Here is a 13475-nt window from a genome sequence, read left to right on the forward strand (position 1 = left end):
GGGTTTTTGTTATTTTCCGATTTCGCAAGCCGCCATGACTGCCATATTCAAAATGTCATTCGCGGTCGACACAGTTGAACAAATCTGCACAGGCCGATCTGGCCCTGTCAAAATCGGGCCAATGACTGTAGCCCCCGCCATTTCTTGCATCAATTTCACGGAAATCGAGGCGGAGTGACGCGCAGGAACAACCAAAACATTGGCAGGGCCAGAGAGTTTACAGAATGGATATTGCTGCATCGCGTCCCGATTAAGCGCAACATCCACCGCCATTTCACCATCAAATTCGAAATCAACCCCCTCGCGCGCCAAAATCACAGGGGCATCCCCCATTTTCACCGCGCGCTCAGAGACAGGGTAGCCGAATGTTGAAAAACTGACAAAAGCGACACGCGGCTCAAGGCCCAAGATACGCGCAACAATTGCCCCGCGCTTGGCAATCAGGGCCAGATCCTCGGCTTCGGGCCATTCATGGACAAGCGTGTCGCCCACCAAAACAACACGGCCCTTATGCATCAGCACCGTGATACCAACCGCGCCATCCTTGGCGGAGGCGTCAAAAACATGGTTGATCAAGCCCAAAACATGCGCGGATTTTCGCGTGGCCCCTGTGACCAGACCATCCCCATGCCCATGTGCAAGCATCAAAGCCGAGAACACATGACGATCTCGCGCGGCCAGACGATGGATGTCATGCCGATCAAAGCCTTTGCGTTGCAGGCGGTTGTAAAGAAAATCTTTATAAGCATCTAAGTGACGCGTTTTTGCGGCATTCACGATCTCAAGCTCGCGCACGGCATCCGCCAAACCCGCCGCTGAAAGTTTTTCCGCGACATCAGCCTCACGCCCAACGACCAATGCCTTGCCCAAACCATTGCGCTGATAGGCCACCGCGGCGCGCAAGACGCGAATATCGTCCCCTTCGGCAAAAATCATACGCGCCTGCGCATTACGGGCACGGGCATAAATGCCCTGCATAATGGAGGAGATCGGATCCATCCGCGCCTGCAAATCATTGGCGTAGGCATCGAGATCCAAGATTGGCCGCCGCGCTGCGCCCGTATCCATACCCGCGCGCGCAACAGCGGTTGGAATCGTATAGATCAATCGCGGGTCAAAAGGTGTGGGGATGATATAATCGCGGCCAAAAGACAGCTTTTCACCATAGGCCATTGCGACCTCATCAGGCACATCTTCGCGCGCAAGTTCGGCCAAGGCGCGCGCGCAGGCGATTTTCATTTCATCATTGATGGCGCGGGCGTGAATATCCAACGCACCGCGGAACAAATACGGGAAACCAAGAACGTTATTCACCTGATTGGGGTAATCACTGCGCCCCGTGGCCACGATCGCATCCGGGCGCACCTCGTGGGCTTCTTCTGGCGTGATTTCTGGATCAGGATTTGCCATGGCGAAAATCACAGGGTTTTCGGCCATGGATTTGACCATGTCTTGCGTGACCGCCCCTTTTGCCGAAACACCAAGAAAAACATCAGCGCCGCGCATCGCGTCTTCAAGACTGCGTAAATCGGTTTTCACCGCATGGGCCGATTTCCACTGGTTCATCCCTTCCGTGCGGCCTTGGTAAACCACACCTTTCGTGTCGCAAATAATACAATTCTGATGCTGCGCCCCCATGGATTTCAGCAGCTCAAGGCAGGCGATCCCTGCCGCGCCTGCACCGTTCAAAACGATACGGACATCTTCGATTTTTTTGCCCGTCAAATGCAGCGCATTGATCAAACCCGCCGCACAGATCACCGCTGTTCCGTGTTGGTCATCATGAAAGACGGGAATATCCATTTCTTCCTTGAGACGCTGTTCAATCATGAAACATTCGGGGGCCTTGATATCCTCAAGATTAATACCGCCAAAGGTGGGCCCCATCAGGCGCACGGCGTTCACAAATTCATCGACATCTTCCGTGGCAAGCTCGATATCAATCGAGTTGATATCGGCAAAGCGTTTGAACAAAACCGCTTTACCTTCCATCACGGGCTTTGAGGCGAGTGCGCCTAGATTTCCAAGACCTAGAACGGCTGTCCCGTTTGAGATCACGGCAACCAGATTGCCCTTGGTCGTATAATCATAAGCGGTTTCGGGCTTTTGCGCGATCACCTCGCAGGGAACGGCCACACCTGGCGAATAGGCAAGGCTGAGATCCCGTTGGGTCGACATGGCCGTTGACGCGGAAATGTCAATTTTCCCAGGGCGGGGTTCCAAGTGATAGGCCAAAGCCTCTTCACGCGTGACCTTTGGTTTATTTGCCATAAATTCGCCTCCTCTTTCATTCGGTTTACAATCCCTTGACCGTGGCGACAACGCATCTCTTTTGTCCCTTCAAACAATGCCGCAGAGACAGTAGGGTAAGCCCAAATAAGGGGGCAGGAATGACAGGCCAAATCACGCCAATGATGGCGCAATATCTTGAGGTGAAGGCCCGCCACGCGGATGCGTTATTATTTTACCGCATGGGCGATTTCTATGAACTGTTTTTTGATGATGCTGTCGCCGCCGCCGAGGCATTGGACATCGCCCTAACAAAGCGCGGTCAACATCTGGGCGAAGACATTCCTATGTGCGGTGTGCCCGTTCATGCCGCTGAGAACTATTTGCTGACATTGATCCGCAAAGGATTTCGCGTTGCCGTCTGTGAACAGCTCGAAGACCCCGCCGAGGCGAAAAAGCGCGGATCAAAATCGGTTGTTAAGCGCGATGTCGTGCGGGTTGTCACCCCGGGCACTTTGACCGAGGACAGCCTGCTTGACGCGCGGCGCCACAATTATCTAACGGCTTATTTTGAATCACGGGACGGATCAGCCGCACTTGCATGGTGCGATATGTCGACTGGGGGGTTTTGGGTGATGCCCGTAACCCCCGCACGGCTTGGCCCAGAATTGGCACGCCTCGCACCGCGCGAAATTCTTATCTCGGAAAACCTTGATCCTAGCCGCATTGCCTTAATCGAAGAAACGGGCGCAAGCGTGACACGCCTTGCACCGTCAAGTTTTGACAGCAGATCCGCAGAAACACGGCTCACCGATTTGTTCAAAGTCAACAGCCTAGAGGCCTTTGGCCAGTTTGAACGTCCTAATCTCTCCGCCATGGGGGCGGTGGTCGATTATTTGGACATCACGCAGAAAGGCAATCTGCCCCGCTTGCAACGGCCACAGCGGCAATCTTTGACGCGGGTGATGTTGATTGATGCCGCAACGCGGAAAAATTTGGAAATTACACAATCGCTGTCGGGCGGGCGCAAAGGCAGTCTTTTGGCGGTGATCGACAAAACTGTGACCAGTGCAGGTGGGCGTTTGTTGGAGCGGCGCCTTTCCGCCCCGTCCACAGATTTTGACGAAATCACAGCCCGACATGATGCGGCGACCTTTGCGCTGACGAATTCTTGGATTTCAGAAAGGCTGCGCGAGATTTTACGGAAAGTTCCTGACATGGAACGCGCGCTGTCACGCCTGTCCTTGGATCGGGCCAGTCCACGGGATTTGGCCGCAATCCGTTCTGGTCTGCGCCAAGCGCAGGAGGTGGCAGCACAGCTTGGTGGGATCGAACTTTCCTCGTTATGGCACAATTTAGTGACTGATCTGGTCGATCATGAACCCCTGATTGGGCTGCTGACAGATGCCCTGATTGAGGAGCCGCCTTTACTCGCCCGCGATGGGGGATTTGTTGCGTCAGGCTATCACCCTGAGCTGGATGAGATGCGCGCCCTTCGGGATGAGGGGCGGGGAATTGTCGCAAAAATGCAAGCCGACTATATTAGCACGGCAGGCATTCCATCCCTTAAGATCAAACACAACAATGTGCTTGGCTATTTCATAGAAACGACCGCCACCCACGCGGAAAAGATGCTATCTGCCCCCCTGTCCGAGCTGTTTATCCATCGCCAAACCACGGCCAATGCGGTGCGCTTTACCACAGTCGACTTGTCAGAACTCGAAACGAAGATCCTTAATTCTGGCGCGCGGGCGATTGAGATTGAGAAACAAATCTTTGAGACGCTGCGCCAAGAGATTTTAGCGCAGTTTGATCCCGTCATGCGCGCCGCATTTGCCCTCGCATCAGCAGATTTTTATCTAGCCTTGGCGCATATCGCGCGGGCACAAGATTGGGTGCGGCCAGAGATAACAAAAGATCGCGATTTTGATATTGTCGCAGGTCGCCATCCTGTGGTTGAGGACGCGCTTCACGGCAGCAAAGATCGCTTTGTTCCAAATGACTGCGCGCTATCCCCGCAGAGTGATGCCGCCGCCATACAATTGCTGACTGGCCCCAATATGGCGGGTAAATCAACCTATTTGCGGCAAAACGCATTGATTGTGATTTTGGCGCAAATGGGCGGTTTTGTGCCTGCAAGATCGGCAAAACTGGGATTGGTCAGCCAAGTTTTCAGTCGCGTGGGGGCCTCTGATGATCTAGCGCGCGGCAGGTCGACCTTCATGGTCGAGATGGTGGAAACAGCCGCGATTTTGAACCAAGCCGATCATCGCGCCTTGGTTATCCTTGATGAGATAGGGCGCGGGACAGCCACCTATGACGGGCTGTCGATCGCATGGGCCACGTTCGAATTTCTACATGATGTTAATAAGTGCCGCGCACTTTTTGCGACCCATTACCACGAATTAACCGCGCTTGCGGGCACCCTATCAGGCGCGCGCAATGCAACCGTTGCGGTCAAAGAATTTGAAGGTGAGATCGTCTTTCTTCACGAATTACGCGAAGGCGCCGCGGATCGATCCTATGGGGTTCAGGTTGCGAAACTTGCAGGATTGCCGCCTGCGGTGATCCATCGCGCCGAAGAAGTTTTGAAGAAACTGGAAAAGAATGATCGTGAGGGCGGCGCGCAGAAATCGCTGATTGATGATTTGCCGCTCTTTACCGCACAGCCTGCGCCACAGGCCCCCAAATCATCCCCGCTTGAGGATCGCCTGCACGCCGTGCATCCAGATGAGATGACGGCGCGCGAGGCGCTCAATTTGATTTATGACCTAAAGGCGTTGATAAAAGATTAGGATTTCGGTGTTGATGACACACCCACCTGCGCAGGGCGCAAGAGGCGATCATGCAACAGGAATCCTTCGGTCATAACCTGAATGATCTGGCCCGCTGTCGTGCCTGGAACGGGGGCCTCAAACATCGCCTGATGCATTTGCGGATCGAATTGGTCGCCCTCTTCGGGTTTCACGACTGTCACGCCATGTTTTGAGAAAACATTCAGAAGCTCGCGCAAGGTCAGCTCAATACCTTCGATCACGCTGCCCGCAACATCACGTTGCTCATCGCCAACAGCCGATAAAGCGCGGTTGAGGTTGTCATAAACAGGCAACAAATCGCGGGCGAGACGGGTGCCGCCATAATGCTCGGCTTCGCGGCGATCCCGCTCGGCACGTTTGCGCAGATTTTCGGAATCCGCCATGACGCGCAACAAACGATCGCGCAGCTGATCCCGCTCCTCAGTCAGCGCAGTAATAACGCCTTCGGGGCTGGTATCAACATCTTCGCCAATGCCTTCAGCAAGGTCGATATCTTCCTCAGGCGCGTCAATATCATCAAGGAATTGCTCTTCCTGTGGCTCTGCCATCTTTCACCTCTTATGCACGATCAGAGATTAATTTCCCAACCAACTGTGCCGTGTAATCCACAATCGGCACGATCCGACCGTAATTGATGCGCGTTGGCCCAATCACGCCCACAGCGCCGATAATTTTCCGTTCCGAGTTCATATAGGGAGAGACAACCAAAGAGGAACCCGTAAGTGAGAATAACTTGTTCTCAGACCCAATAAAAATGCGCACACCATCGCCGCGATCGGTCAAATCAAGAAATTCCGCGATGTCCCGCTTGCGTTCGAGATCATCAAACAAGGATTTGATCTGTTCGAGATCTGCAATTTCAGGCGCATTGTCCAATAGATTTGCCCGCCCACGAACAATAAGGCGCTCGCCCCGATGACCAGAATTTTCCCAAATCGCCAAGCCCTGTTCAATTAGCGATTTTGCAATTTCATCAATCTCGCGGCGGCGTGTTTTGACCTCTTGCTCCATCACCGCGCGCAAATCTGTAACGGTGCGCCCTTCTGCCCATGCGTTCACAAAATTCGCAGCCTCGCGCATCGCACTTGGCGTCAATCCAGGCGGTGGGGTGAATAGCCGATTTTCAACATGGCCATCGGCGAACACCAAAACAACAAGGGCTTTTTCGTTTGAGAGGGATACAAACTCAACATGTTTGATCGGCGCCTCGTGTTTCGGGGCAAGCACCAAACTGGCGCCATGGGTGATGCCCGACAATGCCTTGCCAATCCGATCCAAAGCCGTTGAAACCGTGTCGGACTTGCTTTGAACTGTCGCATCAAGGTGGGTTTTATCGTCTTCGCCGAGTTCGGTAACCTCAAGCAACCCATCCACAAACATGCGCAGTCCCAAATGGGTGGGAACACGCCCCGCCGAAATATGCGGGCTGTCGAGCAGGCCGAGATATTCCAAGTCCTGCATCACATTTCGGATAGTGGCGGCTGAAATCTGTTCGGTCATGTTGCGGGTCAGGCTGCGTGATCCAACGGGCTCACCACTGGAAAGATAGCCCTCGACCACGCGGCGAAAAACTTCGCGCGATCTCTCGTTCAACTCAGCGAGAATTTGTGATGTTTCACTCATTCTTCAGCCCCAAATCATCACCTAATTTCCCCGCATGGACCGCAGATGATCAATCCTGCTTGCAACTGCCCCTTTACTGCGACTATCCCACAGAAGTGGATCACAAGGAGATATTTATGCGTCCTTCAGGCAGAAACCTAGATGAAATGCGGAAAATTTCTATTGAAACTGCCGTGATGCGCCATGCGGAAGGGTCGTGTTTGATCAAATGCGGCGATACCCATGTTCTGTGTTCCGCCACAATCGAAGAGCGCGTGCCGCCTTTTTTGAAAAATTCTGGTTTGGGATGGGTCACCGCTGAATATGGGATGCTACCACGCGCCACGCATACGCGGGGGCGGCGTGAGGCTGCGGTTGGCAAACAATCGGGCCGCACACAGGAAATTCAGCGTCTCATTGGTCGCGCATTGCGGGCGGGCGTGGATCGCTCCGCGTTGGGTGAACGTCAAATTACCATCGACTGCGATGTTATGCAGGCGGATGGTGGAACGCGCTGCGCCTCTATCACAGGGGGTTGGGTCGCATTGCGACTTGCTGTGAATAAGCTGCTTGCCTCTGGCGCCATTACATCTGACCCGATTTTGGATAATGTCGCCGCCGTCTCTTGCGGCATTTACGCGGGCCAACCTGTTCTTGATCTCGATTACCCCGAAGATTCAGAGGCTGGAACCGATAGTAACTTTGTTATGACCGGCGCAGGTAAGCTGATCGAGATTCAAGCCAGCGCAGAGTCAGCGACTTTTTCCTTGGATGAATTCGCAGAATTGCAAAAACTTGCTCAGAAAGGCGTTGCAGAGCTTGTTTTGGCGCAAAACGCGGCGGTTGCGTGATGCGGAAATTCACCTCAAACACTTTGCTTGTGGCCACCCATAATCAAGGCAAACTTGAGGAAATATCTGCGCTTTTGACGCCATTTGGCATCAAGACCGTGTCCGCCAAGGATCACGATCTGCCCGAACCCGAAGAAACAGGCACAACTTTTATCGAGAACGCGCGGATCAAGGCCCATGCTGCCGCCAAGGCAACAGGTCTACCCGCTTTGGCCGATGACAGCGGTATTGAAATTGACGCGCTTGGAAATACACCCGGTGTTTACACGGCTGATTGGGCCGAAACCCCGAACGGGCGCGATTTTGTAATTGCCATGCAGCGCGCCCATGATGAGCTAGAGGCTGCAAACGCCCCACATCCACGCCTCGCGCGGTTTTGCTGCACGCTTGTCCTTGCATGGCCCGATGGCCATGACGAGATATTCGAAGGCGTTATGGCGGGTCAGGTGGTTTGGCCAATGCGGGGTGACCAAGGACACGGCTATGACCCGATTTTCCAACCCGAAGGCTATGACATCACCTTTGGTGAGATGGATCGTTGGGAAAAAAACAAAATCAGTCACCGCGCTGATGCATTTACGAAATTGGTGAGCCTGTTTGAACAAGCGTGAAGATTGGGAAAATGGCGGCTTTGGGATTTATATCCACTGGCCCTTCTGTCAGGCCAAATGCCCCTATTGCGATTTTAACTCGCATGTATCGCAGTCCATTGATCAATCACGCTGGAAACATGCCTATCTGAGTGAAATTGATCGATTGGCCGCTGAATGCGGCGGGCGCGTTCTAAAGTCGGTGTTTTTTGGCGGCGGCACGCCATCTTTGATGGATGGGGATCTGGTCAACGCCATTGTCGCGCGGATTTTACAGCACTGGCCCGCGGCAAATGATCTAGAGATTACCCTAGAGGCCAATCCGACCTCTGCGGAGGCAAGTCGATTTAAACAGTATCACGAAGCGGGCGTTTCGAGACTGTCTATGGGCATCCAGGCCCTAAATGACCCTGATCTCAAAGCACTTGGTCGCCTGCATGGCGCCGAGGAAGCCTTGCGCGCCTTTGACATTGCGCGCGGCATCTTTCCCCGTGTCAGTTTTGATTTGATCTATGCGCGGCAGCATCAAAGCCTAGAGGATTGGCGCACGGAGTTGCGCCGCGCCCTCTCTTTAGGGTTAGATCACTTATCCGCCTATCAGCTCACAATCGAAGAGGACACCGCCTTTGGCGCACGTGCCAAGATCGGCAAGCTAGATGGCCTACCCACTGAAGACTTGGCCGTTGATATGTATGATGTGACCCAAGAACTCTGCGATAGTGCGGGATTGCCGGCATATGAGGTGTCCAACCATGCCAGCGATTTGGCGCAGTCTCGGCATAACTTGGTTTATTGGCGCTACGGCGATTATCTCGGCATAGGGCCTGGGGCCCATGGGCGTTTAACGCTCGGCGGCGTGAAATACGCGACAGCGACACCGCTTTCGCCAAATCTGTGGCTGGATCAAGTGAACCGAGCGGGTTCAGGTGAAACCGCACGGGAAGAAATTTCCTCGTATGATCAAGCTGTTGAGGCGTTAATGATGGGGTTACGCCTCAGTGAAGGCGTATCTCTTGCACGGATCAAAAACCTATCAAATGTAGCAGTTAATTTAGAAAAGTTGAATGAATTTAAAGATTTAGGATTAATCGACCTAAGTGGCGACAGGCTGAGTTGCACTGCGTCTGGACGGCCCGTGCTGAATGGCGTGTTGCGCGGCTTATTGGCCTAGGCCCCGCCCCCCAAACGGCGCATCAGCTCATCCAAGGCTTCGAGATCTTTATAGCTGATTGAGATCTTACCAGCCCCAGACCCTGAATCATGACTGATATCCACCTTCATCCCCAAGGCGGCTGACAAATCCGCCTCAATCGCGCGGGTATCAGCGTCTTTATTTGGTGCTGTTGGGCGCGGAGATTTAGATTTATCGCCTGCCGCGCTTGCCAGTTTTTCCGCCTCGCGCACCGATAACCCTTTGGCAATGATCCCGCGTGCCAGTTCCAAGGCATTAGGCGTTGTGATCAGGGCACGCGCGTGACCCGCTGACAGGCGCCCTTCGCACAGCATGGCCTGCACATCATCAGGCAACTGCAAAAGACGCATTAAGTTTGCAATATGGCTGCGGCTTTTCCCCATCGCCTCAGCCAGTTTTTCTTGGGTATGGCCAAAACGATCAATCAGCTGCCGATACCCCCTCGCTTCTTCGATTGGATTGAGATCAGCGCGCTGAATATTCTCGATAATCGCAATCTCGAGAACCTCAACATCTGTAAAATCCCGAATAATGACGGGCAATTCATGCAATTGCGCCAGTTGCGAGGCGCGCCAACGGCGTTCGCCAGCAACAATCTGATAATCACCATCGTGGTTTGGATCCGCGCGCACGATGAGGGGCTGAATAATGCCCTTTTCTTTAATCGATGCGGCAAGCTCCTCCAGCGCTTCTGGGGTGAAATTACGGCGCGGCTGTTCGGGATTGGGGCGAATATGCTCAATCGGCAATTTGGTATCCGCACGGCGCACTGGGACGGGTTGCGATCCCTCGATATCTTGCGCTGGCGCGGCATTCACGGCTGGGCTCGTCCCCACATCAATGTCTTGCATTAATGCAGACAGACCACGCCCCAAACCGCGTTTATCCCGTTTACTCATTATCTTCTCCTAGCGCGACTTTACCGCATCGTGGCGCGCCACGATTTCTTCTGCAAGCGCCTTATAGGCCAGAGCGCCCGTTGAGGCTGCATCATAATCCAAAACAGTTTGCGCAAAGGATGGCGCTTCGGACAGGCGAACATTGCGCGGGATTTTGGTTTCATAAACCAATTCCCCCAAGGTTTGCCGTGCATCATCTTCAACCAATTTTGAAAGGTTATTCCGAAGATCATACATCGTCAAAACCACACCTTCGATGCGCAGCTCCGAATTTGCACCTTCACGCACTTGGCGCACTGTCAAAATGAGCTGTGACAAACCTTCCAATGCGAAAAATTCAGCCTGAAGCGGCACCAAGACAGAATCCGCAGCGACCAAGGCGTTAACTGTCAGAAGGCTTAAGGATGGCGGGCAATCCATGAAAACATAATCATAGGCGCGCAAATCCGCCGCGCTAAATGCATTACGCAATAGGATAATACGTTTTTCATTATCGCTGAGTTCAACATCCGCCGAGCTGAGATCGGTTGTCGCGGGGACAACATCGATGCCATCAACCTTGGTTTTGTGGGTCACATCCGCAAGTTTCGCGCCCTCAATCAGCAGATCATAGCTTGAGAGATCACGATCTTCGACACCCAACCCGGTCGAGGCATTGCCCTGTGGGTCAAGGTCAATCAGCAACACACGTTTGCCCATTGCGGCCAATGCAGCGCCAAGATTGATTGTTGTGGTTGTTTTTCCAACCCCGCCCTTTTGGTTGGCAATCGCGATAATTCGTGGAGAGGCGCGTTCAGACACGGCGTAATTCCTTTATTTCTATGATTTGACCGTCGTCACTGGTTACGCTCGGATGAGTCTTGATCGACATCTGCCACGATTCCTTTGCGGTGTCGATTTCTTGCGGGGCAGATTGGCCCTTTAAAAACAAACATTGCCCATCTGTTGCTAAATGGCGATAGGATAGCGTGCAAAGCTTGGACAAATCGCTAAGCGCGCGGGCAGAAATGATGTCAGCATTTTGGGGCGGCGCGTCTTCGATCCTGCGGGACATCACATTTATAGATATCCCGACCTGACGCGCGACATCCCGCAAGAACGCGCATTTGCGCAAATCAGATTCTATGAAATGAAAGCTAATATCTGGGGATTTTTCTGCTGCAATAATTGCGCAAACCAATCCAGGAAAACCGCCGCCACTGCCCATATCTAGCCATTTTCCACTGGATTTTGCCGCCAATGGAAAGATTTGTGCAGAATCTACGATATGACGCGACCAGGCATCAGGTAATGTTGCAGGGGCGACCAAATTGATCGCCTTTTGCCATTTCACCAACATATCAACGTAAATCTGCAATCGATCCAATGTTTCACGTGAAACAAAGGTGCTAAGATATGCCTGCGCTTCGCCTTCGGTCATGCGGATTTCCGTTGAATTTGACGCAGTTTTGTCAGGATCAACGTCAAGGCGGCTGGGGTCATGCCATCAATTCGGCCCGCCTGCCCCAAATCACGTGGCTGCACCTTGGTCAATTTCTGCCGCAATTCTGTTGATAGACCCTCGATCTCCATAAAATTAAGGGTTTCGGGGATTAATTGCGCCTCGTCCCGCTTAAGCGCCTGAACATCGCGCTCTTGGCGTTCTATATAGGCGGCATATTGCGCCTCTCGGTTAATCTGCATCTTTGTCGCCGCGCTGTGGTCGATCAATTCGGGCCAAATGGCCTCAAGATCGGAAAATTCTATGTCGGGGAAGGCCAAAAGCTCGACACCGTTACGGCGCTGACCATCTTGGTTCATATTTAGCCCGTGCTTCTTTCCCTCAGATGGCGTCAGATTATGGTTCCGCAGGACGGTGTAGCACGCGTCAATCTGGGCCATCTTGTCTTCGAATAAACGCTTGCGCGTCTCGTCCACTGTGCCGAGACCAATACCAAGCGGTGTAAGACGCTGATCCGCATTGTCCGCGCGCAAAGAAAGACGAAATTCGGCGCGCGAGGTGAACATGCGATAGGGTTCGCTGACACCGCGGGTCACCAAGTCATCAATCATCACGCCGATATAGCTTTCACGGCGCGAGAATATCACAACATCCCGCCCCTGCGCGGAACGCGCTGCATTAACACCCGCCACAAACCCCTGCGCGGCCGCCTCTTCATATCCCGTTGTGCCATTGATTTGCCCAGCGAAATAGAGGTTTTTTACAGTCTTAACCTGCAAATCAGCCCCAAGCGCGCGGGGGTCTACAAAGTCATATTCAATCGCATATCCTGGTTGAAGGATCTCAACCGCCTCTAACCCAACCATCGAGCGGACATAGTCCACCTGAACATCAGCGGGAAGCGAGGTTGAAATCCCGTTTGGATAGATAGTGTGATCCTCTAACCCTTCAGGCTCAAGGAACACTTGATGCGAGGTTTTATCGGCAAAGCGCACAATCTTATCTTCAATAGAGGGGCAATACCGGGGCCCGATCCCCTCAATATGCCCGCCATACATCGCGGAGCGGCCAAGATTGTTACGGATAATCTCATGCGTTTTTTCATTGGTATGCGTAATACCGCAGGCAATTTGGCGCACATGTGGCTTATCCGATAGGAAAGAGAATAGGACAGGATCATCATCCGCGGGTTGGGTTTCCAAAATATCCCAATTAATCGTGCGCCCATCCAAACGCGGGGGCGTGCCTGTCTTCAAGCGGCCAAGTGGCAGGGCAAAACTGTCGATCCGCTGCGCCAATTTCACCGAAGGCTTATCACCCATTCGCCCACCAGGCATGCTTTTGTCGCCAATATGGATAACCCCACGTAGGAATGTGCCTGTTGTCAAAACCACCGATTTCGCTGAAATCTCGGCACCATCCGCCAAAACAACGCCTGACACGGCCTCGTCAGTGCCAAAAAAATCGGCTACCTCGCCCGCAATAATTGACAAATTCTCTGTTCTGGCGAGCAGATCTTGCATCGCAGCGCGGTATAGTTTGCGGTCAGATTGCGTGCGCGGGCCCTGAACCGCGGGGCCTTTGCGGCGATTCAGCAAGCGAAACTGAATACCTGATCGATCCGCAGCCAAACCCATAACACCCCCTAGGGCATCAATCTCACGCACCAGATGGCCTTTACCCAAGCCGCCAATGGCTGGATTACAGGACATAACGCCAATATTATCGAAGGATAATGTGACAAGCGCCGTTTTTGCGCCCGCCCGCGCGGCTGTATGAGCGGCCTCTGCACCTGCATGGCCACCCCCAATCACAACAACATCGAAATCATGATGTTTCACGTGAAACACTCCGC

The 13475-nt window shown here is 53.2% G+C and carries 11 protein-coding genes; 4 read left to right on the plus strand and 7 right to left on the minus strand.

Annotated elements, in window-relative coordinates:
• Positions 1-9 precede the first annotated feature (9 nt).
• Entirely contained in the window at positions 10-2271 is a 2262-nt protein-coding gene (locus AAC622_RS11240) for an NADP-dependent malic enzyme (protein WP_340262589.1), read from the minus strand.
• 119 nt (positions 2272-2390) lie between these two features.
• Between AAC622_RS11240 and mutS the strand changes: the two genes are divergently transcribed.
• Complete coding sequence (gene mutS, locus AAC622_RS11245) at positions 2391-5024, plus strand: DNA mismatch repair protein MutS (RefSeq protein WP_340262591.1); 2634 nt, start codon at positions 2391-2393, stop codon at positions 5022-5024.
• Here mutS and AAC622_RS11250 read toward each other — a convergent pair.
• Both AAC622_RS11250 and hrcA read right to left on the minus strand, forming a co-directional pair.
• Complete coding sequence (locus tag AAC622_RS11250) at positions 5021-5593, minus strand: nucleotide exchange factor GrpE (RefSeq protein ID WP_340262593.1); 573 nt, start codon at positions 5591-5593, stop codon at positions 5021-5023. The genes mutS and AAC622_RS11250 overlap by 4 nt on opposite strands.
• A 10-nt stretch (positions 5594-5603) precedes the next feature.
• Positions 5604-6668 (minus strand): heat-inducible transcriptional repressor HrcA, encoded by a 1065-nt coding sequence (gene hrcA / locus AAC622_RS11255; RefSeq protein ID WP_340262595.1) that lies wholly within the window; start codon positions 6666-6668, stop codon positions 5604-5606.
• A 116-nt stretch (positions 6669-6784) separates the two neighbouring features.
• Between hrcA and rph the strand changes: the two genes are divergently transcribed.
• Genes rph through hemW form a run of 3 tightly spaced genes read left to right on the plus strand, consistent with a single transcriptional unit; the run spans position 6785 to position 9259 of the window.
• Entirely contained in the window at positions 6785-7498 is a 714-nt protein-coding gene (gene rph / locus AAC622_RS11260; RefSeq protein ID WP_340262597.1) for a ribonuclease PH, read from the plus strand.
• On the plus strand, positions 7498-8109 hold the full coding sequence (rdgB, locus tag AAC622_RS11265; protein ID WP_340262599.1) for an RdgB/HAM1 family non-canonical purine NTP pyrophosphatase: 612 nt from the start codon (positions 7498-7500) through the stop codon (positions 8107-8109). Before rph ends, rdgB begins: the two co-directional genes overlap by 1 nt.
• The gene (hemW, locus tag AAC622_RS11270) at positions 8096-9259 is read left to right on the plus strand and encodes a radical SAM family heme chaperone HemW (RefSeq protein WP_340262601.1); all 1164 of its coding nucleotides are present in this window, start codon (positions 8096-8098) and stop codon (positions 9257-9259) included. Before rdgB ends, hemW begins: the two co-directional genes overlap by 14 nt.
• Here hemW and AAC622_RS11275 read toward each other — a convergent pair.
• Genes AAC622_RS11275 through mnmG form a run of 4 tightly spaced genes read right to left on the minus strand, consistent with a single transcriptional unit; the run spans position 9256 to position 13470 of the window.
• Positions 9256-10179 (minus strand): ParB/RepB/Spo0J family partition protein, encoded by a 924-nt coding sequence (locus AAC622_RS11275; RefSeq protein ID WP_340262603.1) that lies wholly within the window; start codon positions 10177-10179, stop codon positions 9256-9258. The two genes, hemW and AAC622_RS11275, sit on opposite strands and share 4 nt — an antisense overlap.
• Positions 10180-10188: 9 nt before the next feature.
• Positions 10189-10980, minus strand: coding sequence for a ParA family protein (locus tag AAC622_RS11280; RefSeq protein WP_340262605.1), 792 nt, complete (start codon positions 10978-10980; stop codon positions 10189-10191).
• The gene (gene rsmG, locus AAC622_RS11285; RefSeq protein WP_340262608.1) at positions 10973-11599 is read right to left on the minus strand and encodes a 16S rRNA (guanine(527)-N(7))-methyltransferase RsmG; all 627 of its coding nucleotides are present in this window, start codon (positions 11597-11599) and stop codon (positions 10973-10975) included. The genes AAC622_RS11280 and rsmG overlap by 8 nt, the downstream gene beginning before the upstream one ends.
• Positions 11596-13470, minus strand: a complete 1875-nt coding sequence (gene mnmG / locus AAC622_RS11290) for a tRNA uridine-5-carboxymethylaminomethyl(34) synthesis enzyme MnmG (RefSeq protein ID WP_445322627.1) — start codon at positions 13468-13470, stop codon at positions 11596-11598. The genes rsmG and mnmG overlap by 4 nt, the downstream gene beginning before the upstream one ends.
• Positions 13471-13475: the final 5 nt, after the last annotated feature.

The sequence above is a fragment of the Roseobacter sp. HKCCA0882 genome (genome assembly GCF_037805225.1).
In the GTDB taxonomy this organism is placed as follows: Bacteria; Pseudomonadota; Alphaproteobacteria; order Rhodobacterales; family Rhodobacteraceae; genus M30B80.

Excerpts from the sequence above, each read along its gene's own strand:
- AAC622_RS11240 (WP_340262589.1), bottom strand. The coding sequence starts at position 2,271 with ATGGCAAATAAACCAAAGGTCACGCGTGAAGAGGCTTTGGCCTATCAC.
- mutS (WP_340262591.1), top strand. The coding sequence starts at position 2,391 with ATGACAGGCCAAATCACGCCAATGATGGCGCAATATCTTGAGGTGAAG.
- AAC622_RS11250 (WP_340262593.1), bottom strand. The coding sequence starts at position 5,593 with ATGGCAGAGCCACAGGAAGAGCAATTCCTTGATGATATTGACGCGCCT.
- hrcA (WP_340262595.1), bottom strand. The coding sequence starts at position 6,668 with ATGAGTGAAACATCACAAATTCTCGCTGAGTTGAACGAGAGATCGCGC.
- rph (WP_340262597.1), top strand. The coding sequence starts at position 6,785 with ATGCGTCCTTCAGGCAGAAACCTAGATGAAATGCGGAAAATTTCTATT.
- rdgB (WP_340262599.1), top strand. The coding sequence starts at position 7,498 with ATGCGGAAATTCACCTCAAACACTTTGCTTGTGGCCACCCATAATCAA.
- AAC622_RS11275 (WP_340262603.1), bottom strand. The coding sequence starts at position 10,179 with ATGAGTAAACGGGATAAACGCGGTTTGGGGCGTGGTCTGTCTGCATTA.
- rsmG (WP_340262608.1), bottom strand. The coding sequence starts at position 11,599 with ATGACCGAAGGCGAAGCGCAGGCATATCTTAGCACCTTTGTTTCACGT.